The following is a 25,544-nucleotide window of genomic DNA, read 5'->3' as shown; positions in this document are numbered from 1 at the left end:
CTTGGCAGCCACAAGTGTTCAGGCAGCAAAGCCCGCCAGCCTCGCCGCAAGTTGTTCGATTCCGGCGGCATCGACATTGGCAAAGGCCAGACGGAAATGCCGCGGGCCTGTCGGGTCCGAGTCCGGGGTGAACATCGTGCCCGGCAATGCCAGCACCCCGGCCTCGCGCACCAGACGTGGTGCCAGAGCCGCCGAACTTTCGGCAAAGGGATGCTCGACCCAGGCGAAATAGGCACCCGCGCTTTTCAATTTCCAGCCTTCCAGCCCCTGAAGAGCCGCGACCGTGGCCGCGCGACGCGACAGGATCTCTTGCCGTTCCTGCGCCAGCCAGTCACGCAGGTTGCGCATTCCCCACAGCGCGCCGATCTGCCCCAGTTGAGAGGTCGAGATCGCCACGGTGTCCAGGAACTTCTCGACCTGCGCCATCCGTTCGGTCGATGCCAGCAGCGCCCCGACCCGATGCCCCGTCAGCTTGTAGGCCTTGGAAAAGGAATAGAGCTGAATGAGCGTGTCATCCCGGTCAGGCCGTGTCAGCAGGTTGTGCGGCGCACCTTCGCGGCTGTCGAAATCACGATAGGTTTCGTCGATGATCAATGCGATCCCGCGCTGCCGGGCCAGATCATGGAACCGGTCCAACAGTTCGGCCGGATATTCCGCGCCGGAAGGATTGTTGGGCGAGACCAGAACGATTGCCCTGGTTTTCGGCCCGATCATCCCGGCGGCCTCATCGGGATCGGGCAGCATGTCCGCCTTGCAGCGCAAGGGCTGCGCCGCGATCCCCTGCATGTCCAGCCACATCTTGTGATTGAAATACCAGGGCGTGGGCAAGATCACGTCATCGCCCGCCGTCGCCAGCGTCGCGATGGCCGCGCAAAAGGCCTGATTGCAACCCTGCGTGATGGCAACCTGACCGGCCTGAACATCACCGCCATAGGCGCGCGAGAATTCCAGCGCGACTTCCTCGCGCAGATCCTGGTTGCCCAGAACCGGTCCGTAAAGATGCGCCTCGGGCGCGGACAGAGCGGCCTCGGCAATGGCGCGACGCAGACCTTCGGGGGGCGGGTCGACCGGGGCCGCCTGACTGACATTGATCAAGGGCCGGTCGACATCGAAGGTAACTCCATTCAGCCAGCGCCGCGCCTCCATCACGGGCGGCGCGAAAGTCGCAAGCAGAGCGGGATTGAAAGCTGTCATGTCAGTCGCGTCCTAAACTGCGAAGATCGGAAAGATCGGGGGGCAATGAAAGATCCAGCCCCGGCGAGGGCATCGCGGGCGCCCGTTCGGCACCGTCTTCAACTGCCGGCGAGGCCGCCGGTTGCCGTGGCGCGGTTGCGGCAGCCACCGGTTTCGGTTCTTCGGGGGCAGGTCTCTCCTCAAAGACGAAACGGGTCTCGGGTGTCTGGTCCTGCTCAGCCGATATGGCCATTTGCGGCGCCACGTTCAGGACCGGCGAATCCAGCGCGGCAGGCCGCGTCAGCTCCGGGCCCTCGCTGCTACCCGAGGCGGTGATCTGCGCGGGCTGGCGCGGATCATCCTGTGTCTGCGGGCGTTCATTGTCCCCGGTGATCGCGACCGGGGCCGGTTCGGCCGCCGGGGCGGCCACTGCCGGGGCATCGCGCGGCCCCGACCGCGCGGATGGTGCAGCAAGAGGAGCGGGCTGGCGTGGGGCAATATCATCCCCCCGTCCGAACTCGGACCCGACCGGCAAATCCACCGCCCCGGCCAGAGGCGCGTCCGCAGCCGGGGGGGCGGCTGTTTCGGACGGCGCAGGCCTGGCCGCATTCGCATCCGCAGAATCAGCCGCTTCATCGGGCCGGGACGCGATGCCGGCCGGTGTCTCATTCGTGTTGTTCTCATCGGACATGGGGATCACAACCGACATGACAGCCAGAAGCCCGGCGCTCAGCGCCGCCCCATGTCCCAAACCTGTCCAGAAACCGCGTGCCATGCGCCTCTTCTTCCTTCGGCTGGGCTTGACCCCCCAGCGCGCTTTGCCCCATCTATAGCGGACCCTTTTGAAAGGGGAAACCGCCAGCAAGCCAAGGCACCCATCATGATCCTTCTGATCGACAATTACGACAGCTTCACCTGGAACCTCGTGCATTATCTGGGCGAAGCCGGGGCCGAGGTCACCGTGCGCCGCAATGATGCGCTCAGCGTCGAAGAGGCGCTGGCGATGAAGCCTGACGGCATCGTGATCTCTCCGGGGCCATGCGATCCAGCACAGGCGGGCATATGCCTTGACCTGATCCGCGCGGCCGCCGAACGGCGCATTCCCCTGCTGGGTGTCTGCCTGGGCCATCAGTCCATTGGCGAGGCATTTGGCGGCAAGGTGGTTCGCGCCAACCGCATACTGCATGGCAAGGTAGACGATATCAGCCATGACGGCACCGGGGTCTTTGCAGGCCTGCCCTCGCCCCTCAAGGCAACGCGCTATCATTCGCTGACCGTCGAGCCGGAATCCCTGCCAGACTGCCTGCGCGTCACCGCGACATCGGACGATGGCACGATCATGGGCCTGATCCACCGGGAACTGCCCATCGAGGGCGTGCAGTTCCATCCTGAATCCATTGCCTCTGAACATGGTCACGACATGATCCGCACATTCCTTGCGCGCTGCACATCCACCGAGGCCGCCGCATGAGCACGAACATCCGTCCCCTGATCGGCATTGCAGCCGAGCGGCCCCTGACCGGAGCCGAAGCCGAATCGGCCTTTTCGGCGCTGTTCGACGGTGCCGCGACACCTGCCCAGATCGGCGGCCTGCTGATGGCGCTGCGCGTGCGCGGTGAAACAGTCGAGGAAATCGCCGCCGCCGCGCGCGCCATGCGCGCCCGGATGAACCGCGTGACCGCCCCCGAGGGCACGATGGATATCGTGGGCACAGGCGGCGACGGCAAGGGCACGCTGAACATCTCGACCGCCACGGCATTCGTGGTTGCCGGTGCCGGAATTCCGGTCGCCAAGCATGGCAACCGCAACCTCAGTTCGAAATCCGGGGCCGCGGATGCGTTGAGCAAGATGGGCATCAATGTCATGGTCCCTCCGGAAACCGCACAGCGGGCGCTGGACCGGGCAGACATCTGTTTCATGATGGCGCCGATGCACCACCCCGCCATGCGCCATGTCGGACCGCCAAGGACCGAACTGGGCACGCGCACGGTCTTCAATCTGCTGGGCCCGCTGACCAATCCGGCCTCGGTTCGCCGGCAACTGACAGGGGCCTTCAGTGCCGACTGGATCAGACCGATGGCCGAGGTGCTTCAGCAATTGGGCAGCGATGCCGCATGGCTGGTGCATGGCAGCGATGGCACCGATGAAATCACCATTGCCGGTGAAACGCAGGTCGCCGCGCTGAAGGATGGCGTAATCACCGAATTCACCATCACGCCCGAAGATGCCGGTCTGCCCCGCCACCCGTTCGAAGCCATTATCGGCGGCGAGCCCGGCTACAATGCCGCAGCCTTCCGCGATCTGTTGGACGGCGCGAAGGGGGCCTATCGTGACGCAGTGCTGCTGAATGCGGCAGCGGCCTTGCTGGTGGCGGAAAAAGTCGGCGACCTGCGCGACGGCGTCGCCATGGCCGCGGAATCGATCGACAGTGGCGCAGCCAAGGCGCGGCTGACGGCGCTGGCCGAGGTCACCGGACCTCCTGTGGCATGACCCCGGGTCGGATCCCCGTTCCCCCGGCATGGGCGCATCTGCCGTTCTTTCAGACGCATTGGCCCGAGATCGACCGCCGCCTGGCCGATGAAACCGACTGGCTACCCGGTCCCGACCGCCTCTTTGCCGCCTATGACAATCTGTCGCCGCAGGACATGCGGGTGATCATCCTTGGGCAGGATCCCTATCCGACCCCCGGCCATGCCAATGGTCTGGCATTTTCGGTCGCAGCGGACATTGCCCTGCCACGTTCACTGCGCAATATCTTTGCCGAAATGCAGGACGATCTGGGCAAGGCACCGCCCAATGGCGACCTGTCCCATTGGTCCGCGCAGGGCGTGTTCCTGGCCAATACCGCGCTCTCGGTGCGCCCCGGGGCCGCCGGAGCCCATGCCCGCTGGGGCTGGGAACGCCTGGCAAGACAAGCCATTGACGAGGCGCAGAAACACGGCCCGCTGGCCTTCCTGCTGTGGGGCAAACATGCGCAAAAGGCGGTATCCGGCCTTCCCCGCGCCGAAGATCTGGTCATAGCCACGGCCCATCCCTCGCCGCTTTCCGCCCGCCGGGGATTCTTCGGCTCCAGGCCCTTCAGCCGTATCAATGCCTGGCTGCAGGACCGGGGTCGTCCGCCGATCATCTGGGTGCCCTGACCAGCCTGCGCCCGCCCTTCCCTCGCCCGCCATACAGAGTTAGAACCGAACGCATGAATATTCTGGACAAGATCAAGGCCTACAAACTGGACGAAATCGCCGCCGCCAAGGCCGCCCGTCCGCTGGCCGACGTCGAAGCGCAGGCGCGCGCTGCCTCTGCTCCGCGCGGATTTGCAAGGGCACTGGATGCGAAATCGGCCACCGGACCCGCCCTGATTGCCGAGATCAAGAAGGCCAGCCCATCGAAAGGATTGATCCGTGAGGATTTCAATCCGCCCGCTCTGGCCAGCGCCTATGAACAGGGCGGCGCCGCCTGCCTGTCGGTGCTGACCGATGGACCCAGCTTTCAGGGTGCGCCCGAATTCCTGACCGCAGCCCGTGCGGCCTGCAACCTGCCGGCTTTGCGCAAGGATTTCCTCTATGACACCTATCAGGTGGCCGAGGCCCGGGCATGGGGCGCCGACTGCATCCTGATCATCATGGCCTCGGTCGATGACACCCTTGCCGCCGAGCTGGAGGACGCCGCGCTGCATTGGGGCATGGACGCCCTGATCGAGGTGCATGATCAGCCCGAGCTTGATCGCGCCCTGCGTCTGAAGTCACCGTTGATCGGCATCAACAACCGCAATCTGAAGACCTTCGATGTCACGCTGGACGTGACCCGGCAGTTGGCTCCGAATATCCCCGACAACCGGCAGGTGGTCTGCGAAAGCGGCCTGTTCAGCGCCGATGACCTGCAATCGATGATGCAGATTGGCGCGCGGCGTTTCCTGATCGGGGAAAGCCTGATGCGTCAGGATGATGTCGCCGCGGCCACCCGCGCCATTCTGGACGTGCCGAGCCCGGCAGGTGCCGCATGAGTCTGACCCATTTCGATGCCAGCGGGCAGGCCCATATGGTCGATGTGTCCGAAAAATCCATCACCACCCGCGAGGCCGTCGCCGAAGGCCATGTCCGGATGCTGCCCGAGACGCTGAAACTGGCGCAGGGCGGGGCCAGAAAGGGCGATGTCATGGGCGTCGCGCGCCTTGCCGGCATCATGGGCGCGAAGCGGACATCCGATCTGATCCCGCTTTGCCACCCCCTGCCGATTTCCAAGGTCTCGCTGGATCTGACCCCGGACCCCGATCTGCCCGGCATCCGTGTCACGGCAACGGTGCGCACGACGGGGCGCACGGGCGTCGAGATGGAGGCCCTGACCGCTGTCAGCACCGCCTGCCTGACCATCTATGACATGTTGAAGGCGGCCGAGAAATCGATGCAGATCGAAGACATCAGGCTGCTGTCGAAGAGCGGCGGAAAATCAGGCGACTACAAGGCATGAACATGATCACGGTTGATGACGCGCTGGCAAAGGTCCTGGCACTTGCCTCCTCTCCGAAGACCGAAGAGATCGAGCTGGCCGAAGCCTTCGGGCGGGCCTTGGCAGTTCCCGTCACCGCGCGGCTGACCCAGCCTCCTTTCGACAGCGCCGCCATGGATGGCTATGCCCTGCGTGCCGCCGATCGGGATCAGACCCTGCGCATCATCGGCGAAAGCGCGGCCGGACATCCCTGGCAGGGCGAGGCATGCCCGCTGACCGCGATCCGGATCTTCACCGGCGCGCAGGTGCCCCAAGGCTACGATTGTGTCGTCATGCAGGAACATGTGCAACGCGACGGTGACAAGCTGACGATCACCCGGCATTCCGATGCCACCCATATCCGGCCCCGCGGCAATGACTTCAGCGAAGGCGACCAATGGCCGGCGGGGCGCTGCCTGACAGCCGCGGATATCGGGCTGATCGCCGCCATGAACGTGGCCCGCGTCACCGTCTCGCAACGCCCGCGCGTCGCCATTCTGGCCGGTGGTGATGAACTGGTCCCGCCGGGCCAGGATCCGCAGCCCGGCCAGATCATCAGTTCCAACGACCTTGCCATCGCCGCACAGGTTCAACAGGCCGGGGGTATCCCGCTGGTTCTGCCCATTGCTCGCGATACCGAAGACAGCCTGCGTGCCAGCTTTGCCGCAGCGGCCGAGGCGGACCTGATCGTGACGATCGGCGGAGCCTCGGTCGGAGATCACGATCTGATCGCGAAAGTGGCCGCCGATCTTGGCATGGCGCGATCCTTCTACAAGATCGCCATGCGCCCGGGCAAACCGCTGATGGCCGGTAAGATCGACGATACGCCGATGCTTGGGCTTCCCGGAAATCCCGTTTCAGCAATGGTTTGCGGAATGATTTTCATGCAGCCGCTGATTCGCCGGATGCAAGGGCTGGACGGCGCATTGTTACCAGCAAAGGCCCGACTTGCCACCGCCCTCCCGACCGAGGGTCCACGTCAGCATTACCTGCGTGCCCGCCTGACACAGGGCCGGGACCTGCCGGAAATCCATCCTTTCGACAGCCAGGATTCGGCGCGGCTTTCACTGATGGCGCAGGCCGATGCCCTGCTGATCCGTCCCGCGAATTGCCCGCCACAGGAAGCCGGAACAGTGGTTGAATATCTGCCCATGCCTCACTGAGAATTAACCTGATTTTTACCTCGGCCCGTTCTGATTGTTGACGAGATTCCAGTGATCGACTAGAACATTCACGGAACACGTCGAGGCAAGGATGGGTATGATGCTGACCAAGAAACAGATTCAGCTGCTGGAGTTCATCCATCTCCGGATGCAGGAAAACGGCGTGCCGCCCTCATTCGATGAAATGAAGGACGCTTTGGATCTGCGGTCGAAGTCCGGAATTCACCGGCTGGTTACCGCGCTGGAAGAACGGGGCTTCATCCGGCGCCTGCCTCATCGCGCGCGCGCTCTGGAAATCGTGCGCCTGCCAGATGCTCTCTGCGCACCCAAGCCCGCGGCGGATCAGGCTGCCGGCGGATTTTCTCCGCAAGTCATCTCGAACAATCGCCCACAGCGCCCCCGTGGCGCGCTTGGCGTGGTCGATAGCCCCGCGGTCGAACTGCCATTGATGGGACGAATCGCCGCCGGCGTGCCGATCGAAGCCATTTCGGAAGTATCCCATCACGTCGCGGTGCCCGGCACCATGCTGTCGGGAAGCCAGCATCATTATGCCCTTGAGGTCAAAGGCGATTCGATGATCGAAGCGGGAATCAACGATGGTGATGTGGTGGTCATCCGCGAACAGGACAGCGCCGAGAACGGCGATATCGTCGTCGCATTGGTCGAGGGCAATGAAGCCACGCTGAAGCGCTATCGCCGGCGCGGTGCCATGATTGCGCTGGAGGCCGCCAATCCCGCCTATGAAACCCGTATCCTGCCCGAAGAAAGCGTTCAGGTTCAGGGACGGCTTGTCGGCCTGATCCGCAGCTATTGAGACATGCCAGGGGGCCTCAGCCCCCTGTGGGGCTGTGCACCAATCCGGGCGCAGCCCCATGTTTCAGATGTGGCTCAGGAAATCGGGACCGGCGCGGGACAAAAGCTCTTCGGCAAGGTCAATCCCCATCGCGGCCCCATCGGCGATTTCACCCTCTCGCCTTGCACTGAAGGCCTGCGAACCATCCGGCTTCAGTATCTGACCGCGCAGCACCAGCCGCCCTTCTGCCAGTTCGGCCAGCCCGGCGATGGGCGTCTGGCATGATCCGTCCAGACGCGCCAGAAAGGCGCGCTCGGCCGTGATCCGCTGTCCGGTTTCGACATCATGGATGGGAGCAAGCAGCCCGGCGGTGTTCAGATCATCACTGCGTCTTTCGATCCCGATGGCCCCCTGGGCCACGGCGGGCAGCATCTGATCGGGCCTGATCGGAGCGCGTGCGACATGCAGCATCTCCAGCCGCCGCAGGCCAGCCATGGCCAGGAATGTGGCCTGCGCCACTCCGTCTTCCAGCTTTTTCAGCCGGGTTTGAACATTGCCACGAAACTCGACCAGCTTCAGGTCGGGCCGGTAATGCGCCAGCTGCGCGCGACGGCGCAGGCTGGACGAGCCGACCACCGCCCCTTGCGGCAACTCGTCTATCGAGGCTGCATGCGGGCTGACAAAGGCGTCGCGCACATCTTCACGCGGCAGCAGACAGTCAATCACCATGCCCTCGGGCTGGATGGTCGGCATGTCCTTCATCGAATGCACGGCGATATCGATGCGGCCTTCGGCAAGGGCCTCTTCGATTTCACGCGTGAACAATCCCTTGCCGCCAATCTCTTTCAGCGGACGATCAGTGATGCGATCACCGGTGGTCTTGATCGCGACGACCTCAAAGGCTTCGACCGGCAAATCATGCGCAGCCATCAGGCGCGCGCGGGTCTCATAGGCCTGAGCCAGTGCCAGCACCGAACCACGGGTGCCGATCTTGAGGGGACGGGAGGGATTGGGCATCTGTATCATGTCCCCCGCATAGCGGCACCGCGACGCCTTGACAACGCCCGTCCGCTCGCCTTGATGGGCGCGCAAGGAGGCCCAATGACCAAAGTTTTGCTGCGCGCCCTGGCAGGAGAAACCCTGCCCACACCGCCAATCTGGATGATGCGCCAGGCCGGCAGATATCTGCCCGAGTATCGCGCCACCCGTGCCAAGGCCGGCGACTTTTTGTCGCTGTGCTACAATCCCGAACTGGCCGCCGAGGTGACGCTGCAGCCGATCCGCCGCTTTGGCTTTGACGCGGCGATCCTGTTTGCAGACATCCTGCTGGTGCCTCAGGCCCTGGGCGCCGACCTGTGGTTCGTCACCGGTGAAGGACCGCGCCTGTCCACCATCACCGATGCCAAGGGTGTCGGCGCGCTGAAGCCGGTCGAGGACATTCACGAAAAGCTGTCACCGATCTATGAAACCTTGCGCATCCTCTCCGGCGAATTACCGAAAGAGACCGCGCTGATCGGCTTTGCCGGTGCGCCATGGACCGTGGCGACCTATATGGTCGCCGGGCGCGGCACCCCCGATCAAGGCCCCGCTCATGCCTTCAAGACCGCGGATCGCGCGGCATTTTCAGCCCTGATCGACCGCATCACCGAGGCGACGATCCTGTATCTGTCCGCGCAGATCGAGGCCGGCGCCGAAGTGGTCAAGCTGTTCGACAGTTGGGCAGGCAGCCTGAAGGGCGAGGATTTCGACGACTTCGCGCTGCAACCCGCCAGACGGATCATTGCCGCCCTGAAAGAGCGCCATCCCGGCATTCCGGTCATCGCCTTCCCGCGTCAGGCCGGCGAGCGCTATATCGGCTTTGCCGATGCCACCGGTGCCGATTGCGTTGCGCTGGACAATTCCGTCAGCGCCGAATGGGCGGCCAGCAAGGTGCAGGTCTCGGGCTGCGTTCAGGGCAATCTGGCCCCGCGCCACATGGTCACCGGCGGAGAAGAGCTTGTCAGCGAGGCGCAGCGGATCACCCGCGCCCTGCGTGGCGGCCCGCATATCTTCAATCTCGGCCACGGCATTACTCCGGACGCGGATCCCGACAATGTTGCCCGCATGATCGAGGCAGTTCGCACCGCCTGAACACTGCCCTGCCCGCTGTCTGCGGGCAGGGAACCGTCAGTGGAACAGGACCGGCAGCATCGACACAACCAACAGCGCCGCCATCACCAGGTTGAAGCCCCGGAAACGTCCTGGCGTGGACAGAACGCGCCGCAGCCCCTGCCCCAGCGCGACCCAGGCCGATACCGTGGGCAGATTGACGGCTGCAAAAACCGCACCGACAACAAGCGCCCCGCCCAGTCCCGCGGCAAAGGCTGACAGCGCCCCCAGTGCCATCGCCCATGCCTTGGGGTTGACCCATTGAAAGGCCGCCGCCTGCACAAAGCTCAGCGGTGTCCTGTTGCCGTCATCTTCGCTCATTTCGGGCGGAAGGGACGTCGCGATCTTCCACGCCAACCAGAACATATAGGCAAGGCTGAGCCATTTCAGTAGTTCGGCCAGAACTGTCGATTGCTCGATCAGCCGGTCGACCCCCAGGCCCAGCACCACCACCATCAGGCCAAAGCCCAATGACACGCCCAACATATGGGGCACGGTCCGGCGAATGCCGAAATTCGCCCCCGAGGCCATCAACATCATGTTGTTCGGCCCCGGCGTTGCCGATGTGACAAAGGCGAAGCCGGTCAAGGCCAGCAGCAGATCGACATTCATGGCGCATTCCTTTCCAACTTCCGCAAGAATAGACTAGAATGACCGCAATTATCCGTCGCATTCCGGCGTGGGGAAGAAAATATTGCAATTATTCAGCGCAGATGACGTGATCACCGAAAAGATATTGCGCGAACTTGCGCGCGACGGACGCATCGCCAATACCGAGCTGGCCGGTCGCGTCGGCCTGTCGCCCTCGGCCTGCCTGCGCCGGGTTCAGGATCTGGAACGTCGCGGCATCATCACAGGCTATCGCGCCGTCATTTCACCGCAGGCGCGCGGCGTGGGTTTCGTGGCCTTTGTCGCTGTCGGCCTGTCGCGCCATTCGAATGATGCGCAACTGGCCTTTGAGCGGGCCTGCCAGGCCGCACCCGCCGTGCGCGAATGCCACAATATCACCGGCACGGTCGAATATCTGCTGCGGGTCGAGGTCGCCGATCTGGCAGCCTACAAGCAGTTCCACAGCGATGTGCTGGGCGCATTCCCATGGATCGCGACGATCACCACCCATGTCGTCATGGGCAGCCCCAAGGATGAACGCGCCTGACCCCCGTCTGGCCTGATAAAGCCCCGGTGCCGGGGTCAGACCCATTTCGCCAATGGCGGCAGGCTCATCAAGACGGCATCCGGGTTATGGCCCGTTTCCAGGCCGAATTTCGTGCCACGGTCATAGACCAGATTGTATTCCGCATAGAGCCCGCGATGGACCAGCTGCGTCTGCCGGTCAGCCTCGTCAAAATCATGCGTCATGCGCTGTTCGGCCAGCGGCAGGAAGGCGGGCAGGAATGCCTCTCCGACCGATCTGGTAAAGGCGAAATCCGCCTCGCAGTCTCCGGTGTTCAGATCATCATAGAAGATGCCGCCGACGCCGCGCGCGCGACCGCGATGAGGAATGAAGAAATACTCGTCAGCCCAGGCCTTGAAGCGGGGGTAATAATCATCGTCATGGCGCGCGCAGGCTGCTTTCAGCACGTCATGAAAATGCGCCGTATCCTCGTCATATTCGATGCAGGGATTCAGATCGGCACCACCGCCGAACCACCATGCGCCCGGCGTCCAGAACATGCGGGTGTTCATGTGAACCGCAGGCGCGTGAGGGTTCTGCATATGCGCGACCAGGCTGATCCCCGACGCCCAGAAGCGCGGGTCGGCCTCGATGCCGGGCACGCCCCGGGCCGCCATGGCTGCCTGTGCCTTGGGGGACAGGGTGCCATGCACCTCGGACCAGTTGACGCCGACCTTCTCGAAGACCCGGCCTTCGCGCATCACCGACATCAGTCCGCCGCCGCCGTCCTCGCCACGCTGGGTCGGCAACACCTCGAAGCGCCCGGCCGGCTTGTCCGACGGATGCCGGGTCTCCAGATCCTCGAAGGCCAGCACGATCCGGTCGCGCAGCTCCTGAAACCAGCTTGCCGCGCGTTGACGTTGGTCCTGCATGTGATCCCCAATCGTGATTTGCCAAGGGCGGCTCAGGCCCGATAAACTTGAAAAACAGGAATAAAGAGACGCGCCATGCCCCGCAACACCTTCCTCGCATTGCTGTCCCTGCCACTGGCTCTTACCGCCTGCGGCACCCCACAGGAACGTTGCATCAGCCGCCATACAAGCGAATACCGAGCCGTCAGCAAGCTGCTGGACGAGGTCGAAGCCAATCTGGAGCGCGGCTACGCCTGGGGTGAGCGCGCGGTCGAAAGCGACCGGTTGACGCAATGCCGCAGAGTGCATCGCGCCAAGGATGGCAGCATTCGGGTGGCCTATCGCCCCTGCTACGTCGAAAGTGTCGACATCCAGCGCTATCGCATCCCCATCGACCCGGCGACAGAAACGCGCAAGCGCGACAACTTGCGTGAACGACAAAAGGAATTGGCAGCCAAGGCACAGGCCAGCGTGCAGGCCTGCAAGGCCGCCTATCCCGAGTGACCGCTAGAGTCCCTGCGCCGTCACCGGATCGGCCAGACTGCGCCCACCGTCGATCGAGATGATCTGCCCGGTGACAAAACGCGCCCCTTCGCTGACCAGGTATTGCGCCGTCTCGGCCACGTCATCGGCCGAGGCAATGCGCCCCAGCGGCGTGCCCGCGACGATCTGAGAGCGCAGACTGTCATCCTCTTTCAACGCGCATTTCAGCTCATGAGACATGACGCTGCTGAAGCGCACGCCATTGACGCGGATGCGATGCGGCGCAAGGCTGAGCGCCAGCCCTCGTGTTGCCTGTTCCTGTGCGGCGCAGGCGATCGAATAGCCCAGCATCTGCGGCACGGGCCGTGACGCAGCCAGCGTGGACAGATTGACGATGGCACCGGCCTGCACCAGATCGGTCTGGCCCTCGGCCTGCTTGATCATGCGCTTGGCGACCATCTGCGACAAACGCAGCCCGGATATCATGTTCTGGCGCAGCATTTCCTCAAGAACACCGGGGTCGGTGTCCAGCGGGTCCGAGGCCTCGACGAAGCGATGTGCGTTCACCAGAATGTCGATCCGGTCAAAACTGTCCAGCGTTGCCGAAAGCAGATTCGCCATGGCCAGCTTTTCGCAGATATTGCCCGAGAATTTCCGCACCTTGCCATTGCCTTCGTCGCAATCGGACACGGCCTGCTCCAAGGCGGCCTCATCGCGGTCGGCAATCATGACATTCGCGCCGCAATCGACGAAATGCTGGGCGATGGCCAGCCCGATGCCCCGGCATCCGCCGGTGACAATGGCCGTCTTGCCCTGAATAGACATGCTCATTTCCGTCCGCCCTTCCGGCCTGCGCCACTGGCTTCGATGATCTTGAACCTCGTGTCTCCGCCGATCTCGCTGACGCGGGCGAAATGTTCTCCCAGCACGGTTTCATATGGAAGATGTCGATTGGCCACCATCCACAGCTTGCCGGCCCCGGTCAGCAGCCGCGCAGCCGCGGCGATGAATTCCTGCCCCAGTCGCGGGTCCGCCATGCGGCCGACATGAAATGGCGGATTCATGATCACGCCATTGACAGGTTCCGGCAGCGAAAAGCTGCGCGCATCGGTCCAATGGAACCGGGCGCGGGGATCGCGGACATTCTCCCTGGCGGATTCCAGCGCGGCATGTTCGGCTTCGACCAGATGGATCACCTCGACCCCGGGGTGCGCCAGAACCTGCGCCGACAGCCACCCCCAGCCAGCGCCCAGATCCACCATCCGGGTCGGCATGCGTTCGGGCAGATGACGGGCCAGAAGCGCCGAACCGGGATCGATTCCATCCGCTGAAAAGACGCCGGGGCGCGTCACGAATCCCGGCGCGACCTCATGGCCGCGCGACACCCAATACGCCGGCAACCATTCGCCTTCGGGGCGCAGAACCCGGAAAATCTTGCCATGGCCCTTGCTGTAGACCTGATCGACCGTGGCGCGTTTACGCAGATCCTTCAGGATCGAATCGACGCCATCAGTCTTTTGGCCGTCGATCCACAATGCGGCACCGGGGCGCAACCGCGCCGAGGCATCGGCGATTCGCGCCCGCGCCTCGGCCTTGGCGCGGGGCAGAAAGACCAGCGCGGTCTCGAAATCACCCTCGGCGGTGGTGACAACCTCGTACCCGCTGGCGGCCAGCGCCTGATAATCGGGATAATTGCCTTGCTGAATGATCGAAGAGGACGGGTCCAGCGGTGCCAGTGCAGCGCCACCCTTTGCCCCGACAACCAGCATGCGGCCCTCCGGATGTCCGTCCGGAAAGGCGATTGAAAGTCGTGATTCTGACACAGACTACTCTTTTTCCATTGTGCATTGCAGCGGATGCTGCTGGCGACGCGCAAGTTCCATCACCTGCGCCACCTTGGTTTCGGCGATCTCATGTGAAAACACGCCAACGACCGCCACACCCTTGCGGTGAACGGTCAGCATGATCTCGATGGCCTGAGCATGGGACATGCCGAACAGGCGTTCCAACACGTGAACGACGAATTCCATGGGGGTGAAATCATCGTTCAGCATCAGCACCTTGTACATCGGCGGCCGCTTGGGCTTGGCCCGCGGCTTTACCGCCAGCTCGAACTGGTCATCGGGCTTGTCGCTATCAGTCATCCAATGCGTCATCGCGTTGCTGCCTGGCCTTCAATGATCGGCGAAATGAATGTCGCACCGCAAGTGAACGGCACGCTCGAACGCGAAATATAGTGGATTTTGGCGCGGATGAAAGCCCCGGAGGTTTTTCGAAGGTGAAAGCGCAAGGCAATGAAATAAAACAAATGCCCGGTTTCCCATGAACCACCCCCATGCTATTATCTTCCTGTTAACGACGGGTGTGCGACAAAAGATACACCTGCACGAGGCAGAGAGACCGCGACAGTGACCCCATTTACCATGACAGCCCGTCTGTGGGCGTTCATCCTGTTGACTGTTCTGGCCCCCGCCAGCCTGTCCGCAGCGCCCTTCGCCGCATATGTGATGGACGCGCGCACCGGCAAGCCAGTTTACCAGCAGAACGCCGACACGAAACTGCACCCTGCATCCCTGACCAAGATGATGACGCTCTATCTGGCATTTACGGCCATAGAGCGCGGTCAGGTCAGACTGGACTCGAAGGTGGTGGTTTCCTCCAACGCCGCCGCCGAACCCCCGTCAAAGCTGGGGCTTCGCGCCGGCCAGAAAATCGAGCTACGCTACCTGATCCGCGCGGCAGCGATCAAATCGGCCAATGACGCCGCGACCGCCATCGGCGAAGGGCTGGCCGGGTCCGAAACGGCCTTCGCCCGGCAGATGACGGCCATGGCCAAGGCCCTGGGGATGCGCAACACCCATTTCATGAATGCCAATGGCCTGACGCAAGAGGGCCATTATTCCACGGCCCATGACATGTCGATCCTGGGCCGTCGGCTGTTCTATGACTTCCCGCAATATTACAACCTGTTCTCGCGTCGCTCGGCGGATGCGGGCATCAAGAAGGTATCATCGACCAACCGGCGTTTTCTTGATGCATATGAAGGCGCGGATGGCATCAAGACCGGCTATACCCGTGCTGCCGGCTTCAATTTGACGGCTTCGGCACAGCGCGGCAACAAGCGGCTGATTGCCACCGTGTTCGGCGGCACCTCTACCGCACAGCGCAATCAGGTCATGGCGCAATTGCTGGACGAGGGCTTCAAGCGCGTGCCGAGCCGCGTCCGCGAGGTGCGCCCCAGGAAGCCGCAGCTTCTGACGCAAAAGGTCGTCCGGCGGGCCAAGGTTGCGCCCAAAGCCGCTGCGACCAGCCCCGCCCCTCAGAAACTGGTGCTCAAGTCTTCCGAACCGCCTGCCCGCGTCCCACGGAACACCGCATCGACCGCCGCGGTCAGCGACCCTCTGGCAGCCGCCGTGCGCAAGGCGACCCAGACACAGTTGTCAGGCAGTTCATTGCGCCTGACCGCCAGCACCCGCCCGCCACTGCGTCCTGCCGTGCGTGGCAATGCGCTGGAAAAGGCGCTTGCGGCCGCCGGAGCCACCGCGCCCGACGACAGAACCGCGACCCAATCGGCAAGTTTGGCTGCACCGGTGTTGCAGGCCTCGGCACGGCCGCTCCGCGCGCCGCGTTCGCGTGGCAGCACGGCAGCAATCGGCGATCAGGATGCCGAGGCCATTGCCCGCGCCGTGGCCGCCGCGACCTCTTCCGAAGGTCAGCCATCGCTTGCACTTCTTGCATCTCCGGCACCGAAGCCCCGCTCTGAAACGGTGATCCTTGCCGCAATGGGCGAAGGCGACATCTCGGAACCCGAAGAGCTGGAAATCGTCTCTCGGCCTGCGGATAGTGGCCGCTACTGGGGCGTCAATCTGGGCCTGTACCGATCGCATATCGAAGCCGAAAAGCTGCTGCTCAAGACCGCATTGCAGGATGGCACCGTCCTGGATGGGGCGGATCGCCGGATCGCCGACACCAATCGCGGCTTTCAGGCCAAATTCGTCAATCTTTCCAAGGCCGATGCCTATCTGGCCTGCGAAAGGTTGCGCGCCCGTTCCCAAAGCTGTTCGGTCGTCGGTCCCTGATCCGGAAAGAGACCGCAGTATGATCCTGAAGACGCCGGCCTGTCAGGCCGGCGTCTTCATTTGGCAGTTGGTCGTTCATGCATGGCGCAAGGGCCCGGAGACTCCTGAAACCTAGTCCGGTCGGGGATGATCATCCCATTCATCGCTCAGGATACGTTCCGCGTCGCCCTTGGGATCTTCGAACTGATGCGAGCGCAGCGCCCAGATGAAGGCCCCCAGCCCGATCCCGCCGAGGCCCAGAGATACAGGAATGAGAATCGTCAGGATTTCCATGGCACTCAGCTTTTCGAATGGCGCAGACGCAGCGCGTTCAATGTCACGGTGATCGAACTTGCCGACATCGCAAGCGCCGCAATCAGGGGCGTGGCCAAACCGGCCACGGCAATGGGAACCGCGACGATATTGTACAGAATGGAGATCGAAAAATTCTCCTTGATGCGCCGCGTTGCCTGTCTTGCCGTGACGATTGCATCCGCAACCGGCAACAGGTTCTGGCCCGTAAGCACCATGTCGCTGGCAACACGGGCGGCATCCAGCGCCGTGGCTGGCGAAATCGACACATGCGCGCCAGCCAGGGCCGCCGTATCATTCAACCCGTCCCCGACCATCAGCACTTGACGGCCCTGCCGGGCAAGCCCGTCGATCATCGCCGCCTTGCCCAAGGGATCAACGGCCGCGCGATACTCGCGAATATCCAGTTTCGCGGCCAGATCGGCCACCGTGGCCAGACGGTCGCCCGACAGCAGGATCACCTGCAGCCCGTCGCGATGCAGGCGCGCGACGCAATCGGCGGCGCCGGGGCGCAAGGCATCGGTGAAATCCAGCCGGATGGGTGCGCCCTGCCCCTCGACGGACAGCCAGGTCGATATGCCGGGGCGGGCATTCTGATCGTCGCTCACCCTCAGCCAGTCAGCACGACCCAGACGGACCTCCTGTCCGTTCCAGCGGGCCGATACGCCATATCCGGGACATTCGTGAACCTCGGCCAGATCGGCCGGCAGATATTCATCCAGCGCAGCGACCAGCGCCCGTGACAGCGGATGCGACGATGCCGCGGCAAGGGCCAGGACGACCGGAGCAAGCTCTGCCGGGATCCGTTCGGGCGATACCAGCCGGGGCGTCCCCATGGTCAGCGTGCCGGTCTTGTCGAAAACCACCGTATCAACCTGGGCCAGTCTCTCCAGCGCCGTGCCATTCTTGATCAACAGCCCCTTGCGAAACAACCGCCCCGAGGCCGCCGTGACCACGGCGGGTACGGCGAGGCCCAGCGCACAGGGACAGGTGATGATCAGAACCGCCGCCGCGATGTTCACCGAATGTCGAATGTCGCGGGTAATCCAGAACCAGCCCAGAAAGCTGGCCAGCGCAAGGATATGCACAACCGGCGCATAGGCGCGCGAGGCACGCTCGGCCAAAGACGTATAACGCCCGCGCGCGGATTCCGCCGCCTCGACCAAGGCCGTCAGCTGCGCCAGCGAACTGTCGGCACCGGCCGCGGTCACACGCAGGGTCAGCGGACCGGTCAGATTGATTTCACCCGCCGAAAGCATATCGCCGGCGCTTGCGGCAAAAGGCAGGGTTTCCCCGGTCAGCAACGCACGGTCTATCTCGCTTTGACCTTCCGCGATCTCGCCATCCGCAGGAATCCTTGTGCCGGGCAGGATCCGCAGCAGATCACCAGGACGCAGTTGCGCCACCGGAACCACCTCTTCGCCCCCTTCGCACAACCGCGTCGCCCGCGGCACCTCCAGCGCGCTGAGTTCGGCCGCGGCCGAACGGGCAATCGCGCGGGTCCGGTGATCCAGATAGCGCCCGATCAACAGAAAGAAACACAGCATCACCGCCGCGTCGAAATAGGCGTGATGACCCGAGTTTCGCGTTTCATAGAGCGAGATCGCGGTGGCCAGAATCAACGCCAGGGAAATCGGCACATCCATCCCCAGCCGTCGCGCGCGCAGGGCACCATAGGCGCTGGCAAAGAAGGGCTGGCCCGCAAAGGCAATCGTCGGCAGGGCGATGGCCGCCGATATCCAGTGGAACAGATCACGCGAGGCCTCATCCGCCCCGGACCAGACCGCGACTGACAGGATCATGATATTCATCATCGCAAAGCCGGCCACGCCGATCCGCATCAGCAGGTCACGCCCCATCCTGTCGGTCGCGCCCGTATCCAGCGCGGCGGGGTCCAGTTCATGTGCCTCATAGCCGATCCGTTCCAGCACCGGCAGCAGGTCACTGGCCTCCAGCCCCGGCGCATCGATCCTGACCCGGCGCAGTGTCAGATTGACCCTTGCGCGCCGCACCCCCGGCACCGCCATCAAGGCACGTTCGACATCGGTGATGCAAACGGCACAATGCGCGGTGGGAAGCGAGAGAATCAATTCGCCCTGCCCGACCCCTTCAGCCTCGCGTCGCGCAATGCCCTGCGCAAGGGGCGCGACATCGCAGGCCGGGCAGGCGCTGAATCGGGCAGCCTGAGTCATGTCAGTTCACCATTGCGCCGGCATAGTGATCCAGCCTCTGGCGAAATTCGGTGCCGTCCGGAGCCGTGCCAGTGACATGGATGTTCCACGCGCCGGGAGACAGCGACAGCGGCGCATGGAACGCGCCATTGCGATAGACGAACTCGGGGGTCTGATCGGCGCGGACATGCGTGGGGCGCCCGACGATCACCTTCAGGTTTTCGACCGGTGCCGGCAGGCCGTCCGCATCCGTGATGGTCAAGGTCAGCCATTCGCCATCGTAATCCGCAGTCGTCGTCCAGCCAAGCGCATCCTGCGCGGCCCGCTCGCGATCGAAGCTTTGCGAGGCGACATAGCTGTTGGCAACCTCCAGCCCCGGAAATGTCCCCACCGCCTTGACCGCCATGACGACATTGACGCCGATGATCACGCCGAAGGCCGCGACAGTGATCATCAGAACATGGCGACCGGTCAATTCGCGACGCATCATCTATTCCCCCTTGCCGTGGAATACGGTTTCAACCGTTGCCGTGGCATCGCCCTGAAGGTCCGAGGCGACCAGCCGGATCTCGTCACTTTCACTGCGCGTCAGCGGCGATCCTGCGGGTGCGGTCAGATACAGTCGCGCGGACAGTGTTTCATCGGCGGGAACGGTCACGCTGTTGCCCTCGGCCCCTTCAATCTTCATTTCCACCCCTTCGGCACCTTCCACCGTAAAGGCATATTCGCGGGCCTCATGCTGCTTGTTGCGCAAACGCAGCTCATAGGTGTTGCGGATCGCACCGTCCGACATGGTGACATACAGGGGATTTCGGACCGGCGAAACATTCATGTCCACCGAAGAACGCATCAGCAGCGCAACCAGCAGCAAGATCCCGATCCCCGACCACAGGGTGAAATACAGGATCGTCCGGGGACGCAGAATGTGCTTCAGCACCGGGCGCGGCTTTTCACCGGCGCGTTCAGCCGTCTCATCCTTCAGCGCCATATAGTCGATCAGCCCGCGCGGTTTGCCGATCTTGTCCATGATATCATCGCAGGCATCGATGCACAGCGCGCAGGTGATGCATTCAAGCTGTTGCCCGTCCCGAATGTCGATTCCCATGGGACAGACATTCACACAGGCCAGACAGTCGATACAATCGCCCGACCCGCCCAGGTCCGGGGCCGACGCGGCAGAGCCAGCCGCCTGCTTTGCCGGGGCCTTCTTGCCGCGCGGTTCACCGCGCCACTCGCGATAGGCGACGGTCAGCGTATCCTCGTCCATCATGGCGGCCTGAATGCGCGGCCAGGGGCAGGCATAGATACAGATCTGCTCGCGCGCGAAACCGCCGAACAGGAATGTCGTCGCGGTCAGAACGGCCATGGTGATATAGGCCACCGGATGCGCCTGGCCTGTCACCAGGTCGCGCAGCAGCGTCGGCGCATCGGTGAAATAGAAGATCCACGCCCCGCCGGTCAGCAAAGCGATGATCAGCCAGACCGTCCATTTGACCAGCCGCAGCCGGACCTTGCGGGCGTTCCAATTCTGCCGGTGCAGACGGATCCGGTTGTTGCGGTCGCCCTCGATCCATCGCTCGACCAGAATGAACAGATCCGTCCAGACGGTTTGCGGGCAGGTATAGCCACACCACACCCGCCCCAGCGCCGAGGTGAACAGGAACAGCCCCAGCCCCGCCATGACCAGCAGGCCCGCGACGAAATAGAACTCATGTGGCCAGATCTCGATCCAGAAGAAAAAGAACCGCCGGTTGGCCAGATCGACGAGAACCGCCTGATCGGGCATGTTCGGCCCGCGATCCCATCTGATCCAGGGCATGATGTAATAGACCGCCAGCGTCAGCGCCATGACGATCCATTTCAGATTGCGAAACCGCCCTTTGACACGTTTGGGAAAGATCGGTTCCCGTGCGGCGTACAACCCGGGCGGATTCGTCTGATCGGTAGACATGGCAGCGTCGCTCCTGTTTCGCGCATCACTTCATAGGCCGGTCCATCGGCAATATGCCTTGACCTGCATCAAATCGCGCCTGTCTTCGTAATCCAATCGCGGAAATTTTCATGATGACGCGATGCCGCAGGGGCAAGGCGGCCCGAGAACGGCAAGGGGTTGCGGCAGAACCCGCGATAAGCCACAACCTCTTGCCGTTGCCGCCCGCGACATGAGATAGTCCCCGCAACCACACAAGAAACGAGCAGTCCCGATGGCCGACGACCTTCTTTCCGCCGCCGACGCAAATGCCGACAATTATTCGGCGTCATCCATCGAGGTTCTCGAGGGGCTGGAGCCTGTACGCAAAAGACCCGGCATGTATATCGGGGGCACCGATGAGCGCGCCCTGCACCATCTTGTCGCCGAGATCCTGGACAACTCGATGGATGAGGCCGTGGCCGGCCATGCCAGCCGTATCGAGGTCGAACTGCGGGCCGATCAAAGCATTGTCGTGCGCGACAACGGGCGCGGCATCCCGATCGACCCCCACCCCAAGTTTCCGGGCAAATCCGCGCTGGAGGTGATCCTCTGCACCCTGCATGCGGGGGGCAAGTTCTCGGGCGATGCCTATGCGACCTCGGGCGGTCTGCATGGCGTGGGGGCCTCGGTCGTCAATGCGCTGTCCGACACGATGGTCGTGCAGGTGGCGCGCAACAAGGAATTGTTCGAACAGAGTTTTTCCCGCGGCATCCCGCTAGGCCCGGTCGCCAAGATCGGCGCCGCCCCCAATCGCCGTGGCACCACGGTGACCTTCCATCCCGATGAACAGATTTTCGGCCATCACCGTTTCAAACCGGCGCGGCTGATCAAGATGGTCAAATCCAAGGCCTATCTGTTTTCCGGCGTCGAGATCCGCTGGAAAACCGAAATCGATGACGGCGAGACGCCGACGGAAGCGACCTTCCATTTTCCCGGCGGTCTGGCCGACTATCTGGCCGAAACGCTGTCAGGGGCCACGACCTATGCCGAGCGCCCCTTTGCCGGCAGCGTCGACTTCAAACGCTTCAATGCACCTGGCAAGGTCGATTGGGCGATCAACTGGACGCCGGCGCGGGACGGTTTCATCCAGTCCTATTGCAACACCGTTCCCACCCCCGAGGGCGGCACCCATGAGGCCGGTTTCTGGGCCGCAATCCTCAAGGGGATTCGCGCCTATGGCGAAAGGGTCAACAACAAGAAGGCTGCACAGATCACGCGTGAGGATCTGCAGGCCGGTGGCTGCGCGCTGGTCTCCTGCTTCATCCGCGAGCCGGAATTCGTTGGCCAGACCAAGGACCGTCTTGCCACGACCGAGGCACAGCGACTGGTCGAAAATGCAGTGCGCGACCATTTCGACAACTGGCTGGCCGCCGACACCAAATCCGCGGGTGCGATCCTGGACTTCCTTGTGCTGCGAGCCGAGGAACGGCTGCGCCGCCGACAGGAAAAGGAAACCGCGCGCAAATCCGCGACCAAGCGGCTGCGGCTGCCCGGCAAGCTGGTCGATTGTTCGATCTCGGTCCGCGACGGCACCGAACTGTTCATCGTCGAGGGCGATTCGGCAGGTGGCAGCGCCAAGATGGCACGTGACCGCAAGACGCAGGCATTGCTGCCCCTGCGCGGCAAGATCCTGAACGTGCTGGGCGCGGCCTCGTCGAAAATGAGCGCCAACCAGGAAATCAACGATCTCTGTCAGGCGCTTGGCGTCGGGATGGGCACACGCTTCAACATCGACGATCTGCGCTATGACAAGATCATCATCATGACCGATGCCGATGTCGATGGCGCCCATATCGCCTCGCTGCTGATGACCTTCTTCTTCACGCAGATGCGCCCGCTGATCGACAAGGGCCATCTCTATCTGGCCTGCCCGCCACTCTACCGCCTGACGCAGGGGGCCAACCGGGTCTATGTTGCCGATGACGCGGAAAAGGAACGCCTGCTGACCAAGGGCTTGGGCGGAAAAGGGAAAATCGACCTGCAGCGGTTCAAGGGTCTGGGCGAAATGGACGCCAAGGATCTCAAGGACACCACGATGAATCCCGCCACGCGCAAATTGATCCGGGTCAATATCAGCGATGACGAGGGCGGTGAAACCGGCGATCTGGTCGAACGGCTGATGGGCAAGAAACCCGAATTGCGCTTCCAGTACATTCAGGAAAACGCGCAATTCGTCGAAGAACTGGACGTCTAGGCAAGGGCTTTTCGCCCCTGCCCGCGTTGCCCTGGGGCAGCTTTGCTGCCTCTAGCCGTCCTGCAGGCTTGCGATATATTCCATCAGCGCGACCAGACGTTCCGGCGTGGGCGTTGCAATGCCATCGCCGGAATCATACAGCACAGTCTTGCCTTCCAGAAGATCACCGAACGGCGGCATGGCGGTGCCGGATTGGGGCGTGTCATAGCCGTCGATATGGCTCATGACATAGCTTTGCGAGAATTTTCCGTCATTGCGGTCAGAGATCTGCGTCAGATCCGCGGGCCTCGGCGTCAGCACCTGGGCCAGAACGCCATCCCCCTTGCCCTCGGGACCATGGCAATCCACGCAGAACTCCATGTAATCGCCGCGCGCCGTTGTTGCCGACATGGTTTCGGGCGAGCAGGCGACGATCAGCCCCGCAGCCGCCACAAAACTGCCCATGCTTACCAATATCGCCTTCATTTCTGCCCCCGGTTTGTGCCTGATTTCCTGAACTGTGCCTTGCGCCGCCTTGTCAGGCAACCGTTTCGTGCAAATGGATGACCCGATCCATGCGCCCCGCCAGTTCGTGATTATGGGTCGCGATCAGGGCAGACAATCCGGTTTCACGGACCAGATCCATCAGCACTGCAAAGACGCGATCGGCGGTTTCGGGATCAAGATTCCCGGTGGGCTCATCCGCCAGCAGCAAGGCCGGCTGATTGGCCAAAGCCCGGCAAAAGGCCACGCGCTGCTGTTCGCCACCCGACATCTCGGCCGGACGATGCGCCCCGCGATGTGCCAGCCCGACACGATCAAGCAGCTCGGTCGCCCGTGCACGGGCATCGCCGTCGCTGACCCCATTGGCCAGTTGCGGCAGAACGATATTCTCGGCGGCGCTGAATTCCGGCAAGAGATGGTGAAACTGATAGACGAACCCCAGTTCCTGACGCCGCGCCTCGGTTCTGGCACGGTCACCCAGACCACTCATGTCGCGCCCATGCAGCAACACCTGGCCCGCATCCGGCGTATCCAGCAATCCGGCGATATGCAGCAGGGTCGATTTTCCCGCCCCCGAAGGTGCCACAAGCGCCACCACCTCACCGCGCGCGACCGAAAGGTTCAGATCCTCCAGCACCCTGACCGGCGCGGGCCCGTTCTTGGCATAGGTCTTGGACACACCGAGCAATTGCAGAACATCATTCATAGCGCAGGGCCTCTACTGGATTCATGCGCGCCGCGCGACGGGCCGGAAAGATCGTGACAATGAAGGACAGCGTCAGCGACAGGGCAACGGCGCGGAAAATATCCCAGGCCCGCAGTTCCGCCGGCAACTGATAGATGCCGCGGACTTCAGGCTGCCATGCACCGCCATTGGTCAGCGCATTCAGTCCCGCCATGATGTTCTCGACATTCAACGCCAGCAAGATGCCCAGAAGCACCCCGATGACCGTGCCGATAATCCCCGTGAAGGCACCGCAGAGGAAGAACACCCGCAACACCGCGCCCTCGGTCAGCCCCATCGTGCGCAGAATGCCGATGTCGCGCCCCTTGTTCTTGACCAGCATGACCAGCCCCGAGGTGATGTTCATCGAGGCAATCAGCACCAGCACCGACAGGATCACGAACATCACGTCGTCCTCCATGTCCAGCGCGGCCAGGAAGCTGCCCGAGGCATCCCGCCAGGTCCAGACCTGCGCCCCCTCTCCTGCCGTGCGCAACAAGGGCAATGTCCAGTCGTCCACGGCTTCGGGATCATCGACGAAAACCTCGATCTCGTCAGCCGATCCCTCCCGGTTGAAATAATCCTGCGCCAGCGCCAGCGGCATATAGATGCGGGTGCGGTCGATATCATAGCGCCCGGCGCTGAAAATATAGCTGACCTCATAGGCATTCACCCGCGGAGTCGTGCCAAAGGCCGTACGTGCGCCCTCGGGGGCAATCAGACGTATCCTGTCTCCGACATCCAGCGACAGTTCCCGTGCGATCCCCCTGCCGATCGCGACACCCTTCTCGAATTGCGCGACATCCCCGCGCGAGCTGTTCGGATCGACGATCCTCGGCATCGCCATCAGGTCATCCTTCGAGATCCCGTAGACCTCGGCGACATTCGACTTGCCATTGGCCGTCGCCATGACCTGCCCGCGCACAACCGGCGCGGCCCGCGTCACGCCCGGCAATCCGGCGATATCAGCCGCGATCCGGTCATATTCCTGGAAGCGCCCCGGAACGACATAGACCTCATCGGTCAGATCATTCTCGACCCGCTGGGGCACCATATAGACGGTGCTATGCGCATTCGCCCCCAGAACCGTATCCACGAATTCCGCCCGGAACCCGGCGCGTACCGCCAGAGTCGCAATCAGCGCCATCACCCCCAGGGCGATCCCGATCAGGCTGATCCAGGTCATCACGCTGACCCCGCCCTCGCTGCGTCGCGCACGCAGATAACGCCAGGCAATCAGGAACTCATATCTGGAAAAGGGCGCGGGGCTGGACATGGAAACACCTTGCGAAAACCGCTGTGAACCTGACCGCGCGCCGCGCGAAGTTCAAGCCGACAATAGCGTGAGCGCTTCTCCTCAGTA

27 protein-coding genes are annotated in these 25,544 nt (G+C 63.1%); 12 read left to right on the top strand and 15 right to left on the bottom strand.

What is annotated here, in order from left to right; all coding sequences use genetic code 11:
- Positions 1-18 precede the first annotated feature (18 nt).
- Positions 19-1,194, bottom strand: a complete 1,176-nt coding sequence (locus JHW44_RS05615) for an aminotransferase (RefSeq protein ID WP_089343023.1) — start codon at positions 1,192-1,194, stop codon at positions 19-21.
- 1 nt (position 1,195) lies between these two features.
- Positions 1,196-1,948: a hypothetical protein gene (locus tag JHW44_RS05610; protein ID WP_089343024.1), complete on the bottom strand. Its 753-nt coding sequence runs from the start codon at positions 1,946-1,948 to the stop codon at positions 1,196-1,198.
- Positions 1,949-2,053: 105 nt separating this feature from the next.
- Between JHW44_RS05610 and JHW44_RS05605 the strand changes: the two genes are divergently transcribed.
- From JHW44_RS05605 to lexA, 7 genes are all read left to right on the top strand, one after another.
- A complete protein-coding gene (locus JHW44_RS05605) occupies positions 2,054-2,644 on the top strand; it encodes an anthranilate synthase component II (RefSeq protein ID WP_089343025.1) in 591 nt (196 codons plus the stop codon).
- On the top strand, positions 2,641-3,663 hold the full coding sequence (gene trpD, locus JHW44_RS05600) for an anthranilate phosphoribosyltransferase (RefSeq protein ID WP_089343026.1): 1,023 nt from the start codon (positions 2,641-2,643) through the stop codon (positions 3,661-3,663). Before JHW44_RS05605 ends, trpD begins: the two co-directional genes overlap by 4 nt.
- The gene (locus JHW44_RS05595) at positions 3,660-4,313 is read left to right on the top strand and encodes a uracil-DNA glycosylase (protein ID WP_089343027.1); all 654 of its coding nucleotides are present in this window, start codon (positions 3,660-3,662) and stop codon (positions 4,311-4,313) included. Before trpD ends, JHW44_RS05595 begins: the two co-directional genes overlap by 4 nt.
- A 53-nt stretch (positions 4,314-4,366) precedes the next feature.
- Entirely contained in the window at positions 4,367-5,173 is an 807-nt protein-coding gene (trpC, locus tag JHW44_RS05590) for an indole-3-glycerol phosphate synthase TrpC (RefSeq protein WP_089343028.1), read from the top strand.
- The gene (gene moaC, locus JHW44_RS05585; RefSeq protein WP_089343029.1) at positions 5,170-5,637 is read left to right on the top strand and encodes a cyclic pyranopterin monophosphate synthase MoaC; all 468 of its coding nucleotides are present in this window, start codon (positions 5,170-5,172) and stop codon (positions 5,635-5,637) included. The genes trpC and moaC overlap by 4 nt, the downstream gene beginning before the upstream one ends.
- A 2-nt stretch (positions 5,638-5,639) precedes the next feature.
- Positions 5,640-6,818, top strand: coding sequence for a molybdopterin molybdotransferase MoeA (locus JHW44_RS05580; protein WP_089343030.1), 1,179 nt, complete (start codon positions 5,640-5,642; stop codon positions 6,816-6,818).
- A 100-nt stretch (positions 6,819-6,918) separates the two neighbouring features.
- Positions 6,919-7,632: a transcriptional repressor LexA gene (gene lexA, locus JHW44_RS05575; protein WP_089343285.1), complete on the top strand. Its 714-nt coding sequence runs from the start codon at positions 6,919-6,921 to the stop codon at positions 7,630-7,632.
- A gap of 63 nt (positions 7,633-7,695) precedes the next feature.
- Here lexA and hemC read toward each other — a convergent pair whose 3' ends face one another.
- On the bottom strand, positions 7,696-8,628 hold the full coding sequence (hemC, locus tag JHW44_RS05570) for a hydroxymethylbilane synthase (protein ID WP_179217631.1): 933 nt from the start codon (positions 8,626-8,628) through the stop codon (positions 7,696-7,698).
- 84 nt (positions 8,629-8,712) lie between these two features.
- Between hemC and hemE the strand changes: the two genes are divergently transcribed.
- Entirely contained in the window at positions 8,713-9,741 is a 1,029-nt protein-coding gene (gene hemE / locus JHW44_RS05565) for a uroporphyrinogen decarboxylase (RefSeq protein ID WP_089343031.1), read from the top strand.
- Between the two features lie 36 nt (positions 9,742-9,777).
- On the opposite strand, the gene JHW44_RS05560 is transcribed toward hemE, so the two are convergent.
- Positions 9,778-10,371 carry a LysE family translocator gene (locus JHW44_RS05560; RefSeq protein ID WP_089343032.1) on the bottom strand — a complete coding sequence of 198 codons (594 nt, stop codon included), beginning with the start codon at positions 10,369-10,371 and terminating at the stop codon, positions 9,778-9,780.
- A gap of 82 nt (positions 10,372-10,453) precedes the next feature.
- Here JHW44_RS05560 and JHW44_RS05555 point away from each other — a divergent pair, with 82 nt between their 5' ends.
- The gene (locus JHW44_RS05555; RefSeq protein ID WP_089343033.1) at positions 10,454-10,915 is read left to right on the top strand and encodes an Lrp/AsnC family transcriptional regulator; all 462 of its coding nucleotides are present in this window, start codon (positions 10,454-10,456) and stop codon (positions 10,913-10,915) included.
- A 35-nt stretch (positions 10,916-10,950) separates the two neighbouring features.
- On the opposite strand, the gene hemF is transcribed toward JHW44_RS05555, so the two are convergent.
- Positions 10,951-11,805 (bottom strand): oxygen-dependent coproporphyrinogen oxidase, encoded by an 855-nt coding sequence (gene hemF / locus JHW44_RS05550; protein WP_089343034.1) that lies wholly within the window; start codon positions 11,803-11,805, stop codon positions 10,951-10,953.
- Between the two features lie 75 nt (positions 11,806-11,880).
- Here hemF and JHW44_RS05545 point away from each other — a divergent pair, with 75 nt between their 5' ends.
- Positions 11,881-12,288: a hypothetical protein gene (locus JHW44_RS05545; protein WP_089343035.1), complete on the top strand. Its 408-nt coding sequence runs from the start codon at positions 11,881-11,883 to the stop codon at positions 12,286-12,288.
- Between the two features lie 3 nt (positions 12,289-12,291).
- Here JHW44_RS05545 and JHW44_RS05540 read toward each other — a convergent pair whose 3' ends face one another.
- Genes JHW44_RS05540 through clpS form a run of 3 tightly spaced genes read right to left on the bottom strand, consistent with a single transcriptional unit; the run spans position 12,292 to position 14,411 of the window.
- Positions 12,292-13,098 carry an SDR family NAD(P)-dependent oxidoreductase gene (locus JHW44_RS05540; protein ID WP_089343036.1) on the bottom strand — a complete coding sequence of 269 codons (807 nt, stop codon included), beginning with the start codon at positions 13,096-13,098 and terminating at the stop codon, positions 12,292-12,294.
- Positions 13,095-14,036, bottom strand: a complete 942-nt coding sequence (locus tag JHW44_RS05535) for a class I SAM-dependent methyltransferase (protein WP_179217632.1) — start codon at positions 14,034-14,036, stop codon at positions 13,095-13,097. The genes JHW44_RS05540 and JHW44_RS05535 overlap by 4 nt, the downstream gene beginning before the upstream one ends.
- A 57-nt stretch (positions 14,037-14,093) precedes the next feature.
- On the bottom strand, positions 14,094-14,411 hold the full coding sequence (gene clpS / locus JHW44_RS05530; RefSeq protein ID WP_089343287.1) for an ATP-dependent Clp protease adapter ClpS: 318 nt from the start codon (positions 14,409-14,411) through the stop codon (positions 14,094-14,096).
- Between the two features lie 279 nt (positions 14,412-14,690).
- Between clpS and JHW44_RS05525 the strand changes: the two genes are divergently transcribed.
- Positions 14,691-16,346: a D-alanyl-D-alanine carboxypeptidase family protein gene (locus JHW44_RS05525; protein ID WP_143811434.1), complete on the top strand. Its 1,656-nt coding sequence runs from the start codon at positions 14,691-14,693 to the stop codon at positions 16,344-16,346.
- A gap of 111 nt (positions 16,347-16,457) precedes the next feature.
- Here the strand turns inward: JHW44_RS05525 and ccoS are convergent, their stop codons facing one another.
- The 4 genes from ccoS to ccoG are packed head-to-tail and all read right to left on the bottom strand — an operon-like array spanning position 16,458 to position 20,759.
- On the bottom strand, positions 16,458-16,619 hold the full coding sequence (gene ccoS, locus JHW44_RS05520; RefSeq protein WP_089343038.1) for a cbb3-type cytochrome oxidase assembly protein CcoS: 162 nt from the start codon (positions 16,617-16,619) through the stop codon (positions 16,458-16,460).
- 5 nt (positions 16,620-16,624) lie between these two features.
- Positions 16,625-18,829 carry a heavy metal translocating P-type ATPase gene (locus JHW44_RS05515; protein ID WP_089343039.1) on the bottom strand — a complete coding sequence of 735 codons (2,205 nt, stop codon included), beginning with the start codon at positions 18,827-18,829 and terminating at the stop codon, positions 16,625-16,627.
- A gap of 1 nt (position 18,830) precedes the next feature.
- Positions 18,831-19,295, bottom strand: coding sequence for a FixH family protein (locus JHW44_RS05510; protein WP_089343289.1), 465 nt, complete (start codon positions 19,293-19,295; stop codon positions 18,831-18,833).
- A gap of 3 nt (positions 19,296-19,298) precedes the next feature.
- Positions 19,299-20,759 (bottom strand): cytochrome c oxidase accessory protein CcoG, encoded by a 1,461-nt coding sequence (gene ccoG, locus JHW44_RS05505; RefSeq protein WP_089343040.1) that lies wholly within the window; start codon positions 20,757-20,759, stop codon positions 19,299-19,301.
- A gap of 253 nt (positions 20,760-21,012) precedes the next feature.
- Here ccoG and parE point away from each other — a divergent pair, with 253 nt between their 5' ends.
- Entirely contained in the window at positions 21,013-22,974 is a 1,962-nt protein-coding gene (gene parE, locus JHW44_RS05500) for a DNA topoisomerase IV subunit B (RefSeq protein ID WP_089343041.1), read from the top strand.
- A gap of 51 nt (positions 22,975-23,025) precedes the next feature.
- On the opposite strand, the gene JHW44_RS05495 is transcribed toward parE, so the two are convergent.
- The 3 genes from JHW44_RS05495 to JHW44_RS05485 all read right to left on the bottom strand — a co-directional run bounded on the left by JHW44_RS05495 (position 23,026) and on the right by JHW44_RS05485 (position 25,457).
- Positions 23,026-23,418 carry a c-type cytochrome gene (locus JHW44_RS05495; RefSeq protein ID WP_272850304.1) on the bottom strand — a complete coding sequence of 131 codons (393 nt, stop codon included), beginning with the start codon at positions 23,416-23,418 and terminating at the stop codon, positions 23,026-23,028.
- Between the two features lie 73 nt (positions 23,419-23,491).
- Positions 23,492-24,163 (bottom strand): ABC transporter ATP-binding protein, encoded by a 672-nt coding sequence (locus JHW44_RS05490; RefSeq protein ID WP_089343042.1) that lies wholly within the window; start codon positions 24,161-24,163, stop codon positions 23,492-23,494.
- Entirely contained in the window at positions 24,156-25,457 is a 1,302-nt protein-coding gene (locus tag JHW44_RS05485; RefSeq protein ID WP_089343043.1) for a lipoprotein-releasing ABC transporter permease subunit, read from the bottom strand. The genes JHW44_RS05490 and JHW44_RS05485 overlap by 8 nt, the downstream gene beginning before the upstream one ends.
- Between the last annotated feature and the right edge of the window lie 87 nt (positions 25,458-25,544).

The sequence above is a fragment of the Paracoccus seriniphilus genome (assembly GCF_028553745.1).
Classification (GTDB): domain Bacteria; phylum Pseudomonadota; class Alphaproteobacteria; order Rhodobacterales; family Rhodobacteraceae; genus Paracoccus; species Paracoccus seriniphilus.
The sequence above is the reverse complement of the archived record's forward strand: the minus strand, read 5'-3'. Positions and strand labels throughout refer to the sequence as shown.